Origin of the sequence: Flavobacterium plantiphilum, from assembly GCF_046000495.1 — a bacterium.
In the GTDB taxonomy this organism is placed as follows: domain Bacteria; phylum Bacteroidota; class Bacteroidia; order Flavobacteriales; family Flavobacteriaceae; genus Flavobacterium; species Flavobacterium plantiphilum.
On sequence record NZ_JBELQA010000004.1, the window covers coordinates 137,184 to 157,790 of the forward strand.

17 protein-coding genes are annotated in these 20,607 nt (G+C 33.1%); 8 read left to right on the forward strand and 9 right to left on the reverse strand.

What is annotated here, in order from left to right; genetic code table 11:
* The first annotated feature begins 37 nt into the window (after positions 1 to 37).
* The 5 genes from ABS764_RS08210 to ABS764_RS08230 all read left to right on the forward strand — a co-directional run bounded on the left by ABS764_RS08210 (position 38) and on the right by ABS764_RS08230 (position 4,547).
* Complete coding sequence (locus ABS764_RS08210) at positions 38 to 919, forward strand: bifunctional 5,10-methylenetetrahydrofolate dehydrogenase/5,10-methenyltetrahydrofolate cyclohydrolase (RefSeq protein WP_073240703.1); 882 nt, start codon at positions 38 to 40, stop codon at positions 917 to 919.
* A 234-nt stretch (positions 920 to 1,153) separates the two neighbouring features.
* A complete protein-coding gene (locus ABS764_RS08215; protein WP_408081309.1) occupies positions 1,154 to 2,080 on the forward strand; it encodes a magnesium transporter CorA family protein in 927 nt (308 codons plus the stop codon).
* A gap of 120 nt (positions 2,081 to 2,200) precedes the next feature.
* A complete protein-coding gene (locus ABS764_RS08220) occupies positions 2,201 to 2,815 on the forward strand; it encodes a hypothetical protein (RefSeq protein WP_408081310.1) in 615 nt (204 codons plus the stop codon).
* A gap of 3 nt (positions 2,816 to 2,818) precedes the next feature.
* On the forward strand, positions 2,819 to 3,112 hold the full coding sequence (locus tag ABS764_RS08225; protein WP_408081311.1) for a winged helix-turn-helix domain-containing protein: 294 nt from the start codon (positions 2,819 to 2,821) through the stop codon (positions 3,110 to 3,112).
* Positions 3,113 to 3,167: 55 nt separating this feature from the next.
* The gene (locus ABS764_RS08230) at positions 3,168 to 4,547 is read left to right on the forward strand and encodes a DUF4153 domain-containing protein (protein WP_408081312.1); all 1,380 of its coding nucleotides are present in this window, start codon (positions 3,168 to 3,170) and stop codon (positions 4,545 to 4,547) included.
* A gap of 33 nt (positions 4,548 to 4,580) precedes the next feature.
* Here the strand turns inward: ABS764_RS08230 and ABS764_RS08235 are convergent, their stop codons facing one another.
* Positions 4,581 to 6,818: a response regulator gene (locus ABS764_RS08235; protein WP_408081313.1), complete on the reverse strand. Its 2,238-nt coding sequence runs from the start codon at positions 6,816 to 6,818 to the stop codon at positions 4,581 to 4,583.
* Between the two features lie 179 nt (positions 6,819 to 6,997).
* On the opposite strand from ABS764_RS08235, the gene ABS764_RS08240 reads away from it, so the two are divergent.
* A complete protein-coding gene (locus ABS764_RS08240) occupies positions 6,998 to 9,538 on the forward strand; it encodes a TlpA family protein disulfide reductase (protein ID WP_408081314.1) in 2,541 nt (846 codons plus the stop codon).
* Between the two features lie 54 nt (positions 9,539 to 9,592).
* Here ABS764_RS08240 and rluF read toward each other — a convergent pair whose 3' ends face one another.
* The 4 genes from rluF to ABS764_RS08260 all read right to left on the reverse strand — a co-directional run bounded on the left by rluF (position 9,593) and on the right by ABS764_RS08260 (position 13,278).
* A complete protein-coding gene (gene rluF / locus ABS764_RS08245; protein WP_408081315.1) occupies positions 9,593 to 10,405 on the reverse strand; it encodes a 23S rRNA pseudouridine(2604) synthase RluF in 813 nt (270 codons plus the stop codon).
* Positions 10,406 to 10,517: 112 nt separating this feature from the next.
* Positions 10,518 to 11,360: an alpha/beta fold hydrolase gene (locus tag ABS764_RS08250; protein WP_408081316.1), complete on the reverse strand. Its 843-nt coding sequence runs from the start codon at positions 11,358 to 11,360 to the stop codon at positions 10,518 to 10,520.
* Between the two features lie 40 nt (positions 11,361 to 11,400).
* A complete protein-coding gene (locus ABS764_RS08255) occupies positions 11,401 to 12,180 on the reverse strand; it encodes a zinc ribbon domain-containing protein (RefSeq protein ID WP_408081317.1) in 780 nt (259 codons plus the stop codon).
* 3 nt (positions 12,181 to 12,183) lie between these two features.
* The gene (locus ABS764_RS08260) at positions 12,184 to 13,278 is read right to left on the reverse strand and encodes a Nif3-like dinuclear metal center hexameric protein (RefSeq protein ID WP_408081318.1); all 1,095 of its coding nucleotides are present in this window, start codon (positions 13,276 to 13,278) and stop codon (positions 12,184 to 12,186) included.
* A 74-nt stretch (positions 13,279 to 13,352) separates the two neighbouring features.
* Between ABS764_RS08260 and lpxK the strand changes: the two genes are divergently transcribed.
* Both lpxK and ABS764_RS08270 read left to right on the forward strand, forming a co-directional pair.
* Entirely contained in the window at positions 13,353 to 14,378 is a 1,026-nt protein-coding gene (lpxK, locus tag ABS764_RS08265) for a tetraacyldisaccharide 4'-kinase (RefSeq protein ID WP_408081319.1), read from the forward strand.
* Positions 14,350 to 15,162 carry a purine-nucleoside phosphorylase gene (locus tag ABS764_RS08270; protein ID WP_408081320.1) on the forward strand — a complete coding sequence of 271 codons (813 nt, stop codon included), beginning with the start codon at positions 14,350 to 14,352 and terminating at the stop codon, positions 15,160 to 15,162. The genes lpxK and ABS764_RS08270 overlap by 29 nt, the downstream gene beginning before the upstream one ends.
* On the opposite strand, the gene ABS764_RS08275 is transcribed toward ABS764_RS08270, so the two are convergent.
* The 4 genes from ABS764_RS08275 to ABS764_RS08290 form a co-directional block, all read right to left on the reverse strand.
* On the reverse strand, positions 15,159 to 17,342 hold the full coding sequence (locus tag ABS764_RS08275) for a tetratricopeptide repeat-containing hybrid sensor histidine kinase/response regulator (protein WP_408081321.1): 2,184 nt from the start codon (positions 17,340 to 17,342) through the stop codon (positions 15,159 to 15,161). The two genes, ABS764_RS08270 and ABS764_RS08275, sit on opposite strands and share 4 nt — an antisense overlap.
* Positions 17,343 to 17,350: 8 nt before the next feature.
* Positions 17,351 to 18,346, reverse strand: coding sequence for a type I glyceraldehyde-3-phosphate dehydrogenase (gap, locus tag ABS764_RS08280; protein ID WP_408081322.1), 996 nt, complete (start codon positions 18,344 to 18,346; stop codon positions 17,351 to 17,353).
* Positions 18,347 to 18,420: 74 nt separating this feature from the next.
* Complete coding sequence (gene lipA / locus ABS764_RS08285; RefSeq protein WP_408081323.1) at positions 18,421 to 19,305, reverse strand: lipoyl synthase; 885 nt, start codon at positions 19,303 to 19,305, stop codon at positions 18,421 to 18,423.
* A gap of 368 nt (positions 19,306 to 19,673) precedes the next feature.
* A complete protein-coding gene (locus tag ABS764_RS08290; protein WP_408081324.1) occupies positions 19,674 to 20,519 on the reverse strand; it encodes an energy transducer TonB in 846 nt (281 codons plus the stop codon).
* Positions 20,520 to 20,607 lie beyond the last annotated feature (88 nt).

Genomic DNA, 20,607 nt, shown 5'->3' on the forward strand with positions numbered 1-20,607 from the left:
TGAAACTTGGAACTTTAAACTTTAAACTTAAAAAAGAATGCAAATACTAGACGGAAAAAAAACTTCGGAAGACATTAAAAAAGAAATTGCTGCGGAAGTGCAACAAATGAAAGCCAATGGCGAAAAAGTACCTCATTTAGCAGCAGTTATTGTGGGTACAAATGGAGCAAGTTTAACATATGTAGGAAGTAAAGTGCGTTCTTGTGAGCAAATTGGTTTTGATTCTACATTGGTAAGTTTGCCTGAAGATATTACAGAAGCAGCTCTGTTAAACAAGATAAAAGATTTAAATGAAGATGATAATTTAGACGGTTATATCGTTCAGTTGCCTTTGCCGAAACACATTGACGAGGAAAAAATTTTAATGGCCATCGATCCTGACAAAGATGTGGATGGTTTTCATCCGGCTAATTTTGGTAAAATGGCGTTGGAAATGGAAACATTTCTTCCTGCGACACCATTTGGAATCATGCAGTTGCTCGAAAGATATAAAGTTGAAACTTCCGGAAAACATACTGTAGTGATTGGGCGCAGTCATATTGTAGGGCGACCAATGAGTATTTTGATGAGCCGTAAAGGATATCCCGGAGATTCAACAGTAACGCTAACACACAGTCGTACTAAAAATTTAGAAGAATACACTAAAAATGCGGATATTATTATAACTGCTCTTGGAGTTCCTGAATTTTTAAAAGCCGATATGGTAAAGGATGGTGTGGTTATTATTGATGTAGGGATTACTCGTGTGGATGATGCGTCAAATCCTAAAGGTTATGTTATCAAAGGAGATGTTGATTTTGACGGAGTAAGTAAAAAATCCTCTTTTATTACCCCGGTTCCGGGTGGAGTAGGACCAATGACAATTGCTATGTTGTTGCAAAATACACTTCTGGCCCGAAAAATCAGAAGTAGAAAATAAGAATTATTATAAATACAAGAAGCCTTAAACGAAAGTTTAGGGCTTTTTTTATGTCTTAAAAATTGCTTAAAGTTTGTGAGATGTGCTGTCATAACTAAATTTAAGCCTACTTTTGCAGCACTTTTAAAAAACAATCCCTCTAATGGACGATTATTATTATCCGGAAAACAGCCAATTAATATAGCATTTGAAACATTATTCAAAATGCTATTAACCCTTTTATAGCATTTTATAATGAAAGCATATTACAAAAATAATAATGGATTAACAGAAATCGAAGCATGGATTCCCAACTGCTGGATTAACGTAGAATGTCCTGATAAAAAAGAAAAAAAATACCTTCTTGAGGAGCTTCAGATTCCCGAAGCCTTTTATAATGATATCGAAGATTTAGACGAAAGACCGCGTATTGAGGTCGAAAATGGCTGGACTTTAATTATTCTCCGCATTCCGGTAAAAAGTAATGATGTAAAGCTGCCTTTCCAGACTATTCCTGTGGGAATAGTTTTTAAGGGAGAAATATGTGTTACTGTAAGTTTTCAGCAGACCGAAATGCTTACCGATTTCGTGGCTTATATCAAGCGTAAGCGAATTGATATTAAAGATAATTTTGATCTGGTTCTAAAACTGTTGTTGTCTTCCAGTGTATGGTATCTGAAATATTTAAAACAAGTCAATCAAAAAATCAAATTAGCCGAGAATAATTTGGAGAAATCTATCAAAAATGAAGAATTACAGGCATTATTACAAATAGAGAAGTGTCTGGTTTTCTTTATGACTTCATTAAAAGGGAATGATATTTTGTTGCACCGTATTCGAAACATAAAATCACAAAGAGAAAATTTTGATCCCGAACTGTTAGAAGACGTAGAAATTGAATTGCGTCAGGCTCAGGAAACGACTAATATTTACAGCGACATTTTAACCGGCACGATGGATGCGTATGCCTCGGTGATTTCAAATAATATGAATACTATTATGAAACAAATGACTTCCATTTCAATCATATTAATGATTCCCACATTAATTGCGAGTTTGTACGGAATGAATGTACCTAATAATTTAGAAAATAATATTTACGGTATATGGATTGTTATTCTTATTTCATTTTTATTGTCTCTCTTTGGTGTCTTTTTGTTCAAAAGAAAACAATGGTTTTAAGTTGTTAAGAGACTTCTGTACAGATTGATGAAGCTTTTTTCTTTTTGGTAAAAAAAAAATGAAATTCATGTTTGTTATATCAAAATAAAAAATAACTTTGTATTTCAAAGTACTTTAATTATGAGTCAGAAACATCAAGAAGATTTATTGCATATTCGTTCCATGATGGAGCGTTCTTCCCGCTTTATATCATTAAGTGGTTTGTCAGGAATTTTTGCCGGAATAACGGCATTAATTGGAGGAGCTTATATTTATATGTTATTTAGTAAATACGGGATTGATTATTTAACTGCTGAGAGGAGAGTTTACAATATTGAACTAATAAAAGAACTTATTGTTACTGCATTACTAATTTTAATATTTGCTGTTTCTTTTGGTATTTTTTTTACTGTCCGAAAAAGCAAAAAGAATAATTTGCCTGTCTGGACCAGTTCTTCTAAGAATCTTTTATTCAATCTTGCTTTGCCATTATTGATAGGAGGTGTTTTTTGTACCGCTCTTCTGTATCATAACCTTATTGCATTTATCGCACCGGCAACATTGATATTTTACGGATTAGCATTGATAAATGCCGAAAAATATACTTTTTCAGATATAAAATATTTAGGAATTTCTGAAGCTCTTTTAGGATGTTTGTCATTATTTTTTTTAGGTAAAGGATTGTTTTTTTGGATGTTTGGCTTCGGAATCCTGCATGTTTTTTATGGAATAATCCTTTTTAAAAAATACAAATAGTTCATGGGAATTATCGATAAATTAAATAAAAATTTTGAAAGCCGTGTACGATTAGGAATTATGTCTGTCCTTATTGTTAACGATTGGGTGGACTTTACCGAAATGAAAACCTTGTTAAGCATTACAGATGGAAATTTAGCCAGCCATTCTGCTGCTTTAGAAAAATCAGAATATATCGAAATTAAAAAAGAATTTGTCGGTAAAAAACCGAAGACGTCCTACCGAATAACTAATCTTGGAAGAGTAGCTTTTAAGGAACACCTGAATTATCTGGAAAAATTAATTAACGCTAAATAATCTCTTTTTTTTGACCAATAACTTTGAATTACAAAGTACTTTTAAAATTAAAATTATGAAAAAATTATCTATTATTTTAGGTAGCAGTTTATTATTTACATTGCTTTTTTACAACGAAGATTTGGGACTCAACTGGGCCATTTTCGGTTTATTTCAAATTGGGTTAATTTTTTATTTCTTTAAGGAAAAGCTGGTTACCCGTTTGCATTTGGTTTTAGTGGTTACATCCATACTATCCTGTTTTGCTTTTGCCTGGTATGGCGATTTTCCATCGTTTTTAGCAATGGCTTTGTCTGTTGTTTTTCTGCAATTTAAAACGCAGGAACCCAATCTTAAGCTGTTACAGGTATTTCCTTTAGTAATTGTCAACGGACTTGCTTCTCTGGGACGGATTCTAATGTTTAGCCAATACATTCCCAAACGAAAGGTAAACAGTAGTTTTGCCAAACAATTAATTGCTTATTTTATAATACCGGCTGTGTTTCTGGGATTGTTTCTAATGGTATATTCTTTTGGGAGCAATCATTTTTCAGCGATGTTTACCGATTATTATTTAGATATTGATGCCTGGCAAGCCTTTGTTCTTACCGCTTTAGGATTTTATATTTCGTTTACTTTTTGGAATTATTGGATTCCGGAAATTTGTTATCAAAAAAATGAATTATTAGCGAATGATTTTAACGAAGAAGTAAAAACAGAAAATAAAAATTCGTTTTCGTTTCTGGATATTGATTTTGAAAGAAAAAGTGGAGAAATTACTTTATTTCTTCTCAATGCGTTGCTCATCGTTTTTATAGTGACCTATAATTATGAGCAGTTTTTTGAAATTGTCGAAAAATCAAAACTGAGTTCGGATACTCATGAAAGGGTAAGAGCCGTTATATTTTCTATAATTATGGCTATTGGAGTAATTTTATTCTATTTCAAAGGAGGCTTCAATTTTGACGAAAAAGCCCACAATCTTAAAAAAATGGCGAAGATATGGATTGTCTTAAACGGTATTTTGATATTGAGCACCATTATTAAAAACTCAGAGTATGTATTGTATTTTGGCTTAACCTACAAAAGACTTGGGGTATATGCTTTTTTGATTTTAGCAATAATTGGTCTTTTAATTTCCTTTATAAAAATCAACAGACAAAAAACAAATGCGTTTCTTTTTAATCGAATGTTATGGTATTTCTATGGAACAATTCTGCTTTGTAGTTTTGTCAATTGGGGGAATTTAATTACGCGTTATAATATTGTTGTCAATAAAGGTGTCGAACCTGATTTTTTGAAAAGTTTAAATTATAATGAAGAGTATCGTCAGCAATATTTTCCGGATTCATCAATTGATTCAATTCAGTTTTTTGATAAAAATAGAGATATCAATTATGAGAAAAACAAAAGTTTTCTTTCGAAAGCATTATATTATGAATTTGTAAATATTTAAAATTAAGTAACTAGCCCGGTAATTCCGGGCTTTTTACAAATTTTCCTGTAATTGCATCTGTTTTACAATAGTTTCTTCCAGATTTTTAAGAACAACTGGTTTGGTGATAAAATCATCCATGCCTTTTGAAATTGCTTTTATTTTATCTTCTTCAAAAGCGCTGGCGGTTACAGCGATGATTGGAATGTTTTTCGATTTATATTTTACTGAGGAATGGATTTGTTTAGTAGCTTCAAATCCATCCATTTCGGGCATATGTAAATCCATGAAAATGATATTATATTCATTTTTTTCAAATAAAGAAACAGCTTCAAATCCGTTATTTGCTATGTCAGCCGATATATTTATTTTTTCTAAAAGTTTTCGTAATACCTTTTGATTGATTAAGTTATCCTCTACAATCAAGGCTTTGTTGACAGTTTTTTTATTATTACATACAAAGCTGTCATTTTGATTTTCTACCACAGCTAAGGCTGAATTTAATTGAAAAGGAATGTCAAAACTAAAGCTTGAACCGCCTTCTTCTAATGCTATAATATTTAATTTTGAACCTCCCATTAAAAGGATCAATTGGTTGGAAATGGTTAAACCGAGTCCTGTCCCTCCGTATTTTCGGGTAGTTGTTAAATCAGCTTGTTCAAAAGCTAACAGCAGTTGTTCAGTTTTATTGACATCAATCCCTATTCCCGAATCCATTATGCGGAAATTTAAATATTGGATATTTTCTTTTCTTTTAATGTATCGTACTTCGAGTTTTACATCGCCAACAGCTGTAAATTTGATGGCATTATCCAAAAGGTTAATCAATACTTGCTGCAATCTTAAATTATCACATAAAATATTATTTTCAATTGCCTCATCAAATTCGAAATGTAAGGCTATGTTTTTGTCTTTGATACGGTACTCAAATAAACGGATTAATTTAGATAATTCTTTTTTGAGATGAACAGGATTTTTTTCCAGTTTTAGTTTTCCTGCTTCCATTTTAGAATGATCCAGAATCATATTGACGATACCCAATAAATGGTTAGCGCTGTGCTCAGCAATTTCAATATATTCAGACTGATCTGTATTCAACGGACTTGTTTTAAGAATATTCAGCATGCCTATAACACCATTTAGCGGGGAACGGATTTCGTGACTCATATTAGCTAAAAACTGCGTCTTAAATTTAGCTGTATTATTGGCTGCTTCTGTATTTTTCTCGAGAGAAATTACATTTTCGGTTAGTTTTTCTTTTAAAATAGAATAGCTATTCAGCAAATAATCAATCTCTTTGATAGATGATTTATAGTTTAAATTTGGACCTGTGTTTTTGAAATTAGATAATATAAAATTAGACATGTCTAATGAAAGTAACTGAATATCTTTAGTGAAATATTTAGAAATATAAACACATAAGAATAATGCAATGGCAATCATCAGTAGGCTTTGTCCAAGTTGAAAGTAAAATAAATTAGCTTTTAAATGATTAATTTGTTTTTCATTAAAACTTATAATTTCAATGAATAAAGTTTCAATTTCTTCGTTCAGTTGATTAATTTCACCATTTAAACCCTGGTTTTGTGTATGGCCCAGCTTGCTGCTTAGCGATACTAATTTTTCAAAATAGTTTTTGTAAGCTGTTAAGGTTTGTTTGGTATTGCTGTTTGTTTTTCCAGATGTAATTGTATGCTGATATAATTTTTTAAAACTTTCTATATAAGTAGTTTCATTACGCATTAAATAATCCTTTTCATGACGTCTTAATTGTAAGATAACAGCTGATTTAAGTGTTTTTTGTTGTTCTAATGAATGCGCTTTTTCACGCATTTTACCTTCAATTCCATAATCTTTAAAACCCCGTACAAGTGCTATTCTTTTGTATAAATTCACATCAGAAATAAGAGAATCAATTTTGTCAAAAAGACTAAACATCCTTTTTTCATTGATAGCAATATGAAGTTCTTTAGATTGTTTGAAAAGTAAATTTATTTCGGCTTTTTGTTCTTTTAAATTCGAAATATATTCTTTAAGGTCTTTCTGGCTATGGTTTACATAGAAATCTTCCTGTTTGTAACCATATAATAGAAACGTTTGGAAACGTTTGATATTCGCACTAAAATCCTGAGAAACCCTATAGGATTTATAACTAAAATCATTGAGGTTGTCAATTTTTCGATCAATTGTGAGATAAAGCAGAAACCAAATTAAAATTAAAACTATCATTACAGAGAAGGACAGGAAAATCTGGATTCTGAAATCGCGAATGTTGGGTATTGAGAATTTCAATTGTGGCAGGTTAATTTCAATAGCAAAATTATATGCTTAGTATAGAATGAAGTTTACTAAAATTCGAAGAAAAGGTTAATTAATTGTTTTTTTATAATTATTTCTAAAAAACCTATAGAGCAGGATGCTATGTAAGATAAATCTTTGTAAGTTGCGAATCTGTTAAAAACCAATAAATTATGAAAAATAGCTTTCTTCAATTCATGCTACTTGTAAGTAGCCTTGTTTTTGCACAAAAAACAATTGAAAACCCTAAAACCGGATTTTCTGCCGTACCTTATTTATCAATTCATAAAATTGAAATGAGAGATTCTACAACAATAGTTTCATTTGAAATTACTCAGTATCCAGGATTTAAATTTACCATTCCTAAACAAACTTATATCAAAGATGTAGCGAAAGAAGAAAAAATATTTGTAAAAAGTGCCGAAGGCGTTTCGATGAAAAGTGGAAACTTCGTTCCGGAATCTGGCGTTTTAAATTACAAATTGATTTTTGGGAAGTTAGATTATTCAGTTAAAAAGATGGAATACGGTGAAGCGAATGATGGCGGAAACTGGTTTATATATGACATTGCATTACAGGATATACCTAATCCGTCAGGAATAAATAAAGAATTAGAAGGAAACTGGTTTAATGCTGATAACGGTAATTGGGAAATGGGATTTTATGATAATACTATAATTTATAAAAGCAAGGTGTGGCAATATGAGAAAGTAGCTTTGAAAAATGGTAATGGTTCTGTAAGTCTTACAAATAAAGATCAAAAAGTGACTTTGTTTGTTAAAAAAGGAAAAGAAGGAAGCTATTTTATTGGTGAAACACCAAAATCACTAATTGCTTATACTAACACATCTCAAAATGAAATAGAAAAATCAAACAACACTGATATAGTTTATGAAATGCCTATTTTACAAAGTGATTCAGCCACATATAGCGGATATATTAAGAATTATAGTGCTAAGGCCGCTGTAAAAACAATAGCGATTCATATTGATGATATTATTACCGGAGCACAAAATACTTTTGTAGCAAAAATTAATGATAATGGTTTTTTCTCTATAAAACTTCCATTGTACTATCCACACGAAGTTTGGGTACGTTCTTCAATTTTTAATGGTTCTGTATATTTAGAACCCGGAAAAACACTCTTCCATTTAGTTGGAGACAGAGAGGCTCTTTTTATGGGCGAATCAGCTAAGTTAAATGTAGAATTGTTAAAAGCCCAAACAGTGAGACGAACGGATTATGAAGATATAATGCGTAATATTTTAGATATGAATCCGGAAACTTATAAATCTTATTGTAAGAATGTAGTAAGTAAAAAGCTGGAAACATTAGAGGCTTTAAGAAATACTAAGACAATTGGAGCTAAAGTTTATCAAATTACAAAATTAGAAATTGAATACAATGCTATTGCTCAAATGATGAATTTCCAGCGCAATAAAGAAACGGCTTTTAGATTAAAAAATAAAATACCTAATAATCAAAGGGAAATCAGCCTAAAAAATGATAGCCTTACAGCAGATTATTATGATTTTTTAACAGACCCGCTTGTAAATAATCCATTAGCGGTAATTTCGACGCATAGTTATCAAAATGTTATTAATCGATTACAATATTTAGATTTGGTTCATTTAAATAGTGTTAGTGTAACTGTTTTTGAAATTGCCGATGAACTTCAAAAAAGAGGTTATACTTTAACCCATGAAGAGAAACAGCTTTTAGATGATATGAAACAAATGGAAATTTTAAAAAATGATCCGGAACATAAAGCATTTGACGCAAAATATGCCAAAATAAGGTTAGCATTTGTTACTAAACACCAAAAAATACTGAAAGAAATTGCTAAAGTTGAGTCTTTTAGTTTTGAGAGTTTAGAAAAGCATTTATTGAAAAATAATATTCCAATTTCTAAGGAAGAACAGGAATTTTTAAAAACATCAAGAAAGTTAGCTAAAACACCAACAGCGAAAAAGCTAGAAAAATACAAGAACTTGGGGCTATTGATTGATAAATTTTATAAGAAGCATAATGATATTACTAATTTTTTATATTCTGAAATGAGAACCAATTTCAGAAACAAAAAATTAGCTGAATTATTTAATGTTCAAGAAGGTTTTGCTTCCGATATTATGAAGTCTCAGGATCTTTGTAATAATGTTGTAGCGCAACTTACTCCTTTGTCGGATGGCGATTTAATCCGTGTACAACAATCTATACAAACACCATTTATTGCTGATTATATTGAAAAATGCAACAAGCAAACGATAGCTAAAATAGAAGCTAATAAAAAACAAACGGGTTATGTGCTTAATGAAACTCCTAAAACAGAAGGTGATGAATTATTTTCCGGTATTATGAAAAAATATAAAGGTAAAGTAGTTTATGTAGATTTCTGGGCAACCTGGTGTGGACCTTGTCGTTCCGGAATTGAACGAATCAAAACCTTAAAAGAAGAGATGAAAGATAAAGATATTGTCTTTGTATATCTTACTAATCAGAGTTCGCCAGAGAAAACCTATTCTGCGATGATCCCCGAAATAAAAGGAGAACATTATCGTCTTTCTACTGATGATTGGAATTATTTGGCAGGAAAGTTTAATGTTTCCGGGATTCCACATTATGTATTAGTAGGTAAAAATGGCGAAGTTATCAATCCTAAACTTGGACAGCATTCTAATGAAGAATTAAAGAAAATTTTAGAGAAACAGATGTAGTTAGCAATGCAAAAACAAATCCCATCTCTTACTAAAAAATGAGATGGGATTTTTTTATGAATCTTTTTTTCTCCTAAACCTTGGATCATCTTTTTTGATGAATTCCGTTCGTCGTTTTGGTGCTTCCGTTTTGGGTAAGCTGGCTTCTTCCGTTTTACTTGAAGGTTCGATAAGTTTATTTAATTCTTTGATTTCGGCATCGGTTAAATCGCGGTAGCGCCCCACAGGAATATCAAGAGAGATGTTGATAATGCGGATGCGTTTCAGTGCAGTAACTTCATAGCCCAGATATTCACACATTCTGCGAATCTGTCGATTCAGACCCTGAGTCAGAACAATTTTGAAAATATATTTTGAAATTTGTTCTACCTTACATTTCCTTGTAACTGTATCTAAAATAGGAACACCATTGCCCATTCGCTGTATAAATCGGTCGGTAATAGGTTTATTTACCGTTACGGTATATTCTTTTTCGTGATTGTTTCGGGCACGCAGAATTTTGTTGACAATATCTCCGTCATTAGTCATGAAAATCAATCCTTCAGAAGCTTTGTCTAATCGGCCAATAGGGAAAATTCGTTTTGGATAATTAATATAATCTACAATATTGTTGCGAACTTCTAAATTGGTTGTACATTCAATTCCAACCGGTTTGTTGAATGCCAGATAAACGTGTTTTTCGTTTTTCTCATGAATGAGTTTACCATCAATGCGTACTTCGTCATCAGAGGAAACTTTAGTACCCAATTCAGGAACAGAGCCGTTGATGGTAACGCGGCCTTCTTCGATGTATTTATCGGCTTCACGGCGGGAGCAAAAACCGGTTTCGGCGATGAATTTATTGAGACGTTTTAGATTTTCTTCCATAGAGCAAAAGTAAGCAATAATACAATAACAATAGCAATAACTATAGGAATGACAATGGTAATTTCAAAAGCAATTCTTTCGAAATTATCATAGATTTTGAATACTGAATAAATTATTCAAACAGAAATTGATACACTTTTTGGTACAATTCTTTTCCGTGAAGACTGTGTCCAAGTCCTTTTGTCTCGATAAAAACGGCATCCTGCCAGCTGCTGGCAATTTTTTTTCCTTCTTCAAATAATACTATAGTATCTTCAGTATCATGTGCAATAAATCCTTTCGTTTTTATTGTAGAAGCAAATGATTTACCGGAAAAATGATCTAATTGGAGGTTAAAATGACGCAGATAGTGGTTTTCAAGCCCTTTTGAAATTTTAGAATTCAGACTCAGTAAGTTAATGTAATTGTTCAGAATAATTTTAAAATCACTTGGAGAACCTAGAATCACCATCTTTTCAAAATTGCTGTTTTGATAAGTAGACTGGTAATACAAACAGGTTTTTCCGCCTAAGGAGTGTCCAATAAGGTATTTGGGCTGAAATTTTTGTACAATAATATCAATAAATGCGGCATATTGCGGAATGTTGAATTCTTTTCCGCTGGATAATCCGTGTCCCGGAGCATCAATAGCAATAATGGTACTGCCTGATTTTTTTAAATAGGGAAGAAGTTTTTCCCATCTGGAAGCATTGCTCTCCCAGCCATGAACTAAAAGAATATTATTTTCATTCCCTTTCCAGGTATAGGTCTGGAAATATTCACCTTCATGTTTGTAAATTTCTTTATCGGCTTCAAGCAGGACAGGAGGTAAATTATCTTTTGTCAATCTTCCATCACGAGGCTGACTAAATAAGTCATAGGCAATCTGATTCGCTTTTTCGGGGAAAATAAAACTAAGCACATTGATGTAGAAACCAATGGATTTTGTAAAAAGATAATAAACGATTTTTTTCATAATAAAAAAGTCCCGATGGTAAATCGGGACTTAAATATAATTAAATACTTGCGAATAAGTTTTCCATTTTTTCTTTTTCTTCTTCAGCTAAACTACTGTCAACTAAAATTCTTCCGGAATGCTCATCAATGATGATTTTTTTTCTGGAAGCAATTTCAACTTGTGTTTGCGGAGGAATGGTAAAGAATGAACCTGCAGAAGCACCTCTTTCGATAGAAACTACTGCTAATCCGTTACGTACACTAGAGCGAATTCTTTTGTAAGCTGCTAACAATCTTTCTTCGATTTGCTCTTGGAATTCGATAGATTTTTGAGTTAAGAATTCTTCTTCTTTAGCAGTTTCTGCCATGATATCATCTAACTCTAATTTTTTGTGCTTTAAGTGATTCGATTTCAATTCTAATTTTTCTTTAGATTGAGCAATAATCTCTTTTTTGTGTTCGATAGAAGCTTTCATTTCTTTCATTTGCTTTTCAGCCAATTGAATTTCAAGTTCCTGGAATTCTACTTCTTTAGTTAAAGAGTTGAATTCACGGTTGTTACGAACAGTTTCTTGTTGTTTAGTATATTTTTTGATAGCCTCTTTGTGGTCTTCAATACTATTTTTTTTAGCTTTAATTTGCTCTTCGATTACTTCAAGCTCACTTTTCAATTTTTCAGAACGTGTGCTTAACCCGGCAACTTCATCTTCTAAATCTTCCACTTCAAGAGGAAGTTCTCCTCTTACGTTTCTAATTTCGTCAATTCTTGAGTCAATCAATTGTAAATCGTAGATGGCTCTTAACTTGTCCTCAACACTTAATTCTTTTGTATTAGTCATATTCTATAAGTACTTAACTGGATTTGTATTTTCTTCAGATAAAATGATTGCAAAATTAAGGATTTTTTTTCTAAGAAAATCAACAATATAATTTTTTGTATAACGTTCTGATTCAAAATGTCCAATATCTGCCAAAAGTAAGCTGTTTTCGGCCTCATAAAATTGGTGATATTTTAAATCAGCGGTTAAAAAAACATCGGCTCCCGCCTGAATCGCATTTTTTATAGCATAACTTCCCGAACCTCCCAGAACGGCCACTTTTTTTATCTTTTTTCCTGTAAAGGCTGAATGACGAATTCCATCAGCCTGCATTTTGTCTTTTACTAGCAGTAAAAAATCTTTTTCTGGCATCGGATTTTCTAATTCGCCTGTCATTCCTAAACCTATATTCTGATGCATATTTTGTAAATCATAAATTTCATAAGCGACTTCTTCGTACACATGGTTTTTAAAAAGGGCTTTTAAAATTTTAGATTCTAAATATTTTTCAAAAGTAACTTCGATTTTGATTTCCTCACTTTCTACAAATTCAAAACGCTCTCCAATTTCAGGATTGCTGTTTTCATTGCCCATGTAGGTTCCAATTCCTTTCGAATTAAAACTGCAATCTTCGTAGTTGCCTATTTTTCCTGCTCCGGCATTAAATAAAGCATTACGCAGTTTTTCAGCGTTTTCAGGTATGGTATAAGTGATTAATTTTCGAATAAAACTTTGTTTTGGAATCAATATTTTAGTGTTGGTTAAACCTAAGGCATCACAGAAAATTTTGTTCACTCCGTATTGATGATTATCCAAAGCCGTATGAACCGCATAGATGGCAATATCATTTTTGATAGCCTTGATAATGGCACGTTCTACATAATTTTTGCCGGTTATTTTCTTTAGACCCGAGAATAAAATAGGATGGAAGCAAACCACCAAATTACATTGCTTAGCAATCGCTTCGTCTATAACATTTTCCAGCGCATCATGGCAAACTAAAACTCCGGTTGCTTTAGTTTTAGCATCGCCTACAAGTAAGCCTACATTGTCAAAATCTTCGGCATAAGCCAGTGGTGCCATTTCTTCCAGTACGGAAATTATTTCTTTGATTGTCATTTTTGGATATTTTCGGATAAACAAATTAACGAATAAACAAATCAACTTTAAAATAAAAAATATACTTTCGTAGTATGAATGTACTTCGAAAAATACTTTTTCCGTTTGCTGTTTTATATGGTTGGATTACCAGTATTCGGAATTTTCTTTTTGATAAAGGAGTTTTGAAATCTTACTCGTTTGATTTGCCTGTAATTGCTGTGGGTAATCTCAGTGTAGGCGGAACGGGTAAAACGCCTCAGATAGAATACTTAATTCGTTTGCTTTCGCCAAAATATAAAGTAGCTACTTTGAGTCGTGGATATAAAAGAAAATCAGAAGGATTTGTTCTGGCTGATGCCAATGAGAATGCAGAAATCTTAGGCGACGAGCCTTTTCAGTTTTTTCAAAAGTTCCCCAATATCCAAGTGGCTGTTGATGCGAATCGTAAAAATGGTATTGAACAATTATTAGGACAGGCAGAAAAACCAGAAGTTATTTTACTCGATGATGCGTATCAACACCGAAAAGTAAAAGCGGGATTTTATATTTTACTGACTGCTTATGGCGATATCTATGCTGATGATTTTATGTTGCCAACAGGCAATTTGCGTGAAAGCAGGAGTGGTGCTCAAAGAGCCGATATAATTGTAGTGACCAAATGTCCACCAAATCTTTCTGAATCAGAACAACTTTTTATAAAAAAGAGGCTAAAATTAACGAATAATCAAAAGGTTTATTTTAGCTGTATCTCTTATGATAATTACATTTATTCTGAAAACAGTAAAATTACTGTTAACGAGATTGCGCAGGAGAATAAATTGCTTTTGGCAGGAATTGCTAAGCCCGAACCTTTTTTCTCTTATTTAAAAAATGCAGATGATGTTTGTCTTACTTATCCGGATCATCATCATTTTTCGGAGAATGATATTCAGGAAATTATCCTTAAGGCAAAAGACAGTATTATCATTACTACCGAAAAAGACTATGTAAGACTCAAAGGAAGTTTGCCTGACGAACAGCTTTTTTACTTACCCATACAAAGTTCGTTTCTGTCGGCGGCAGATCAATTTGATAAAAAGATAAAAAATTATGTGGGAACTAGTACAGCAAACCGTTAGTTATATCCAAGATAAAATGAATTTTACCCCAGAATATGGAGTGATTTTAGGTTCGGGTTTAGGTAATTTTACGGATGATATTCAAATTGAATTTAGTTTGCCTTATCCTGATATTCCTAATTTTCCTGTTTCTACGGTTCAAGGACATAAGGGAGCTTTGATTTTTGGAACCATAGGCACTAAAAAAGTAGTGGCCATGCAAGGTCGTTTTCATTATTACGAAGGCTATTCGATGCAGGAAGTTACTTTTCCGGTTCGTGTCATGAAATATTTAGGAGTTCAAAAATTGATTATTTCTAATGCTTCGGGCGGAGTGAATCCGAATTATAAAGTAGGGGATATTGTTCTTATAAATGATCATATTAATATGGTTCCTGAACATCCGTTGCGTGGAAAAAATGACGAGCGTTTTGGACCAAGATTCGTTAACATGAGCGAACCTTATTCGAAAAAAATGATAGCTGTGGCTAAAGAATTGGCACAAAAAAATAATATTGAGGTAAAAGACGGAATCTATCTGGGATTACAGGGACCAACATTTGAAACCTTAGCCGAATATAAAATGGTAAAAATTCTGGGTGCCGATTGTGTAGGAATGTCTACTGTTCCCGAAGTTATTGTAGCGCGTCATATGGATTTAGAAACTTTTGGCATTTCAGTAATTACCGATATGGGTAATGAAGAAAGTATCGATACTATTTCACATGATGAGGTTTTGGAAGCTGCCAGAAAAGCAGAACCTAAAGTCCGAAAATTAATTAAAGAGCTTATTTTGAACTATTAATCAGCAAGATATTTACAAAGCAAAATGTAAAAATCATTTGGAATAAAAGGCTTTGTGATGACATCATTCATTCCATAAGAAAGAAGCATAGCTCTGTTTTCATTTAGTGAAATAGCTGTCATGGCAATAATAGGTGTTATACTGTTGAATTTTCTGATTGCCTGAGTGGCTATTGTACCGTTTATGCCCGGCAAATGGACGTCCATAAGAACTAAATCATAGTTGTTTTTTTTCACCGCTTCTATGGCTTCTTCACCATTATCGATGATTTCACAAATGATTTCCTTATTTTCAAGCATTCTTTTAGTAATCATTTGGTTTATTTTGTTGTCTTCAACAACTAAGATCTTTTTGCCTTTTATTAGGGAAATATCAAATGAAATTTGTTGTTTTGGTTCTATCGGAGTTTGATTATTGTTGATGGCTAAAGTTAATCCAAATGAAAAAACAGAACCTTCGCCCAAGGTACTTTTAAGATGAATTTCACTTCCCAGTACGTTTAAAAGTTTTTTTACAATAGTCAGTCCTAAACCGGTTCCGCCATATTTTCTGTTGATTTCTGTCGACCCCTGAGAAAAACTATCAAAAACAGTTTTTAATTTTTCTTCGGGAATTCCAATTCCTGTATCTCTTATTTCAAAAAACAGTACCGCTTTTGTATCCTGAACAGACTGTAGTTTTCCTGTAATACTTACTTTTCCGTTTTTAGTAAATTTTAATGCATTATTGATTAAATTCATAAATATCTGAGATAATTTAATAGGGTCACCTATCAGATTATTTGGGATATCCGGGTCAATGTCAAGTATAAAAGTATTTTTGTTTTTTGTGGCTAATTCCATCAGGGAATTTTGAAGATCTTCCAGCAGTTGCTTTATGTCAAAATCAATGTGCTCTAATTCTATTTTGTTAGAGTCAATTTTGTTAATTTCTAAAATATCATTGATGAAAGCAGTCAGGTAATTGCCGGAATATTGTAAAGAGCCAAGATAATGCAGCTGCGATTTTTTAGGATTTTCTTCCAGTAATAAATGAGTAATTCCATTGATTGCGTTTAGCGGAGTTCTTAATTCATGACTTACAATAGATAAAAAATCGGCACGTGCATTCGAAGCTTTTTCTGCTTTTTCTTTGGCTTTTATCAGCTCATTGTTTTTTTCGGTTAGCAGTTGGTTTGATTTTTTTCGGATAATGTTATTTCTATAAAGAGAAAAACTTAGCAGTGATAAAATCACTATTAATGCAATGGATAAATAGTTAATTAGTCTTGAGAAATTTTTGGTTTTTTGTTCTTCCTGTTTCTCTTTGTTTAAACGGATTAAGTTTTGTTCTCTTTGTTTTTCTTTAAATGCTTCATAATCATTTATACCTAATTTTTCATTGGTAGCTATTGCAATACTTTCTTTTAAATTAAGGTGTAGTTTTAGAAAAGCATATGCATTACTTTTATCGAGCATTTTTTCGTAAACTAAACTAATAGCCAGTAAGATATTTGATTTTTGATCTAAATTTTGGTTTTTCGCATTTAAGTTTAAGGCTTTGTTAAAGTAGTTTAAAGCCAGATTATTTCGGTTGTTGTGCTCTTCAATCAGTCCCATCTGGTATAAAGCTTCGGCTTTAGTATCTGAAATTTCAGGTTTGTCCGGTTTCGAAATGATACTGTTTAAGATAGCTGCAGCTTTATCGTATTTTTGATTGGCTCTGTAGATAATAGCTTTTTGAAGTCGTATTAATTCATTGTTCCCGGTAATTTCAAATGCTTTGGAAATAGCAGCTGTTTTGTTGATGCAAATTTCTGCGGCACTAAAATTATTTTTATTAATATAAGCCAATCCCAGGAAATAGTAGGCTTCAGCATATTCTGCTGATGGGGTGATGGTCTTAAATAAGTTGATGCTTTCGGTTAGTTTTTCAATAGCATCATCATATTTTTTCAGGCTGTAATACAATCGTCCCAGTTTAGCTGTCTGAGCAGCCTGTTCTTTTATTTTAGAATGCTCCTGAGCATAATTTATAGCTTTTTGCGTATACAGCAAAACATCTTTATACTGGTTGGTTTTGATATTAATATTAGCCTGGTTGTTGTAATAGCTAATGCTGTCTGTTACTTCTTTTTGAGCATACAGACAAACATTAAATAAAATAAATAAAATCAGGTAAAATTTGATTTTTAATTTCATTTAGTCGCTTAGGGTTTGGTCAACAGTATTAAATCAATCAGACGTGATGAATATCCAATTTCGTTATCATACCAGCCCACTACTTTTACCATTTTGTCTATAACAGAAGTTAGCTGTGCATCAAATAAACAGGAATTTCTATTTCCTATAATATCTACAGATACGATTGGATCTTCGGTGTAATCGAGTATTCCTTTAAGTTCATTTTGCGAAGCTAATTTAAAAGCTTCGTTAATTTCAGCAATGGAAACCGCTGTTTTTACATTAAAAGTAATGTCGGTGAGCGAGCCATCGGGAACAGGAACACGTATACCACATCCTCCAATTTTGCCCTCTAAGATAGGAAAAATTTTTGTTAATGCCTTAGCTGCTCCTGTAGTTGTTGGAACAATAGACTGGCTGGCACCTCTGGCTCTTCGTAAATCCTTGTGTGGCTGGTCGTGTAAGCTCTGGTCAGTGGTAAAAGAGTGAATTGTAGTAATATAGGCTTGTTCAATTCCGCAAAGCTGATCGATTATTTTAATCATCGGAGCGGCATTGTTAGTCGTGCAGCTCGCGTTAGAGATGATTTTTTCGGTTCCGTCCAGGATATGTTCGTTGACACCTAAAACCACTGTTTTAATAGTGTCTACTTCTGAAGGAGCCGAAAGAATAACTTTCTTTGCTCCAGCAATAATATGCTGGTTTAAATCTTCATGAGTTTTGTATTTTCCGGTAGATTCAATAACAAAATCAATATCTAAATCTTTCCAGTTAAGATTGGAAATACTTTTTTCGTGGAAAAATAAATAATGTATTCCATCAATACTAAATCCTTTTTCATCGGCAATTACCGTCTGGGGCAAAACACCATGAATGCTGTCATATTTGATTAAATGAGCCATAGTTTTTGTATCGGCAATGTCATTTATGGCTACGACTTCTATTTCAGGATGGTTTAATAACAGGCGAAAAAGGTTTCGGCCAATCCGACCAAAACCATTGATGGCAATTCTTGTTTTCAATTATGTTGTTTATTTGGTTATTCGTTTATTTGGTTAATCGTTACCCAAATAAGCGAATAACCAAATGAACTTTATTATAATATGTGTTTTTGTGCTTTGTAAGAAGAACGGACTAATGGTCCACTTTCTACATGACGGAAACCTAATTCCAGACCAAATTGCTCGTATTTAGCAAATTGTTCCGGAGTGATAAATTCCTTAACGGGCAAATGTTTTTTACTGGGTTGCAGGTATTGCCCCAGAGTCACTACATCAACATTCGCAGCGCGAAGGTCTCTCATGGTTTGGAATACTTCTTCTTCCTCTTCACCTAATCCTAACATAATTCCGGATTTGGTTCTGTTGATTCCTTTTTCTTTTAAATAACGCAATACTTCTAAGCTTCGGTCGTATTTCGCCTGAATGCGTACTTCACGGGTCAGTCGGCGAACGGTTTCCATATTATGTGAAACCACTTCAGGATTAGCGGCAACAATACGGTCTATGTTTCTTTCGATTCCCTGAAAATCAGGAATTAAGGTTTCAAGAGTCGTTGTAGGGTTCATTCTGCGAATGGCTTTTACCGTTTCTATCCAGATAATAGAACCACCATCTTTCAGGTCGTCTCTGTCTACACTGGTAATCACGGCATGCTTAATATTCATGATTTTGATGGAACGGGCTACTTTTTCAGGTTCATCCCAGTCAACTGTTTCAGGGCGGCCTGTTTTTACACCGCAAAAACCGCAGGAGCGCGTACAGGTATTGCCCAGAATCATAAAAGTAGCAGTTCCTTCGCCCCAGCATTCACCCATATTAGGGCAACTTCCGGAAGTACAAATAGTGTTGAGGCTGTATTTATCAACTAAGCCGCGAAGTTCTGTATATTTTTTCCCAATTGGTAGTTTTACTTTTAACCATTTTGGTTTGGCTGTGGCTGGAGTAGCAACCGGTGTAGTAGTATCTAAAACAGTTTCCATAAATCAATTTTAAGGTTACAAAGATACGGAAACTTGATTTAAAATGCAGTGTTTTAATTGGTGAAGCTTTTAGCCGGATTTGTTATAAAATTAAAATCATATTTGCTATTCTAAAAGAAATAGGACAAAAAAAAGCAGCCTTTCGAGCTGCTTTGAATTTATATTAAAATAAATAGCTTAACCCGTTGGGTGTAATTAGTTTTTGATAATAATTTTTCGTCAGTTCGAGTAATTTTAGATAGAAAATTGTATCGAGAACAAGAAAAATTATTATCAAAAACGATTCCCGATATATTTTTTACTCCATTTCATTACGCAAAAAACACTCGAATTGACGTTTTTGATAATTACACCCAACGGGTATGGATTTAATTAATTTGTACCACAATAGGTAAATTATAAGCGGTTCTTACCGGTTTTGCATTCAATATCCCAGGAGACCATTTGGTTTTTATAGATTGTAACACGCGAATAGCTTCTTTTTCTAACCCCTGCCCAGGTTTATTAAGTACTTTTATATTGCTCATACTTCCGTCTTTTTCTACTACAAAAGAAACAAAGATGCGTACGTTTTTAGTTTCGTCCAGCATGGGGCTTCTGAAATTATTTCCCACATAACGGTAGAATTTTTCAATTCCTCCCGGAAACTGTGGTTTTTTATCCAAGACTTCGTTAATAATGAGTTCGTTCCCATTAGAATTTGAGGTTCCTGTACCAATACCGGCACCTTCGCTGCTTCCATTTAGGACACCTTCTCCGGTACCTGCGGATAGTCCTGTAGCATTCACTCCGTCCTTAGTGGTGTCTATAGGATTGCTTTTTTCTAAGGTATATTCAACATCAGCGGGAGCTTCTGAGGTACTTACCACTATCGGGTCAATTAATTGTCTGGTTTCGATTGCTTCAGTGGGAGCTTGTTGCTGAATTTCAGGAAGTGCAGGAGCAGCGGCAGCCTGTTCTTCTGCGTGATAAATGTCCTGCAGCTGAATAATAGTTTCTGTCCAGTCAGTTGTGGTGTCAGCCTCAATGTGTTTTGGGTGAAGCAGTAAATTGGGTAAAATGATTAGTGTAGCGCACACTAAAACACCAATAAAAAGGGCATTAAAAGAAGTTCTGGTGGTTTGCTGACGCAGTTGGAATGCACCGTACTCTTTGTTTCTGTTTTCGAAAACCAGATTAATCCAGTTGCTTTCATAAAGACTGTGTTGTGACATAAGATATAGATTTAATGGTTAAAGGTTTCAGTTAAATCGTATGCGTATGTGGTATTTTTATTTAGAACGATTAAGGTACAAAATTTAG

Coding starts and splice junctions, on each gene's coding strand:
- ABS764_RS08240 (WP_408081314.1), top strand. CDS start 6,998: ATGAAAAATAGCTTTCTTCAATTCATGCTACTTGTAAGTAGCCTTGTT.
- lpxK (WP_408081319.1), top strand. CDS start 13,353: ATGAATGTACTTCGAAAAATACTTTTTCCGTTTGCTGTTTTATATGGT.
- ABS764_RS08210 (WP_073240703.1), top strand. CDS start 38: ATGCAAATACTAGACGGAAAAAAAACTTCGGAAGACATTAAAAAAGAA.
- ABS764_RS08230 (WP_408081312.1), top strand. CDS start 3,168: ATGAAAAAATTATCTATTATTTTAGGTAGCAGTTTATTATTTACATTG.
- ABS764_RS08275 (WP_408081321.1), bottom strand. CDS start 17,342: ATGAAATTAAAAATCAAATTTTACCTGATTTTATTTATTTTATTTAAT.
- lipA (WP_408081323.1), bottom strand. CDS start 19,305: ATGGAAACTGTTTTAGATACTACTACACCGGTTGCTACTCCAGCCACA.
- rluF (WP_408081315.1), bottom strand. CDS start 10,405: ATGGAAGAAAATCTAAAACGTCTCAATAAATTCATCGCCGAAACCGGT.
- ABS764_RS08260 (WP_408081318.1), bottom strand. CDS start 13,278: ATGACAATCAAAGAAATAATTTCCGTACTGGAAGAAATGGCACCACTG.
- ABS764_RS08220 (WP_408081310.1), top strand. CDS start 2,201: ATGAGTCAGAAACATCAAGAAGATTTATTGCATATTCGTTCCATGATG.
- ABS764_RS08290 (WP_408081324.1), bottom strand. CDS start 20,519: ATGTCACAACACAGTCTTTATGAAAGCAACTGGATTAATCTGGTTTTC.
- ABS764_RS08215 (WP_408081309.1), top strand. CDS start 1,154: ATGAAAGCATATTACAAAAATAATAATGGATTAACAGAAATCGAAGCA.
- ABS764_RS08250 (WP_408081316.1), bottom strand. CDS start 11,360: ATGAAAAAAATCGTTTATTATCTTTTTACAAAATCCATTGGTTTCTAC.
- ABS764_RS08225 (WP_408081311.1), top strand. CDS start 2,819: ATGGGAATTATCGATAAATTAAATAAAAATTTTGAAAGCCGTGTACGA.
- ABS764_RS08255 (WP_408081317.1), bottom strand. CDS start 12,180: ATGACTAATACAAAAGAATTAAGTGTTGAGGACAAGTTAAGAGCCATC.
- ABS764_RS08270 (WP_408081320.1), top strand. CDS start 14,350: ATGTGGGAACTAGTACAGCAAACCGTTAGTTATATCCAAGATAAAATG.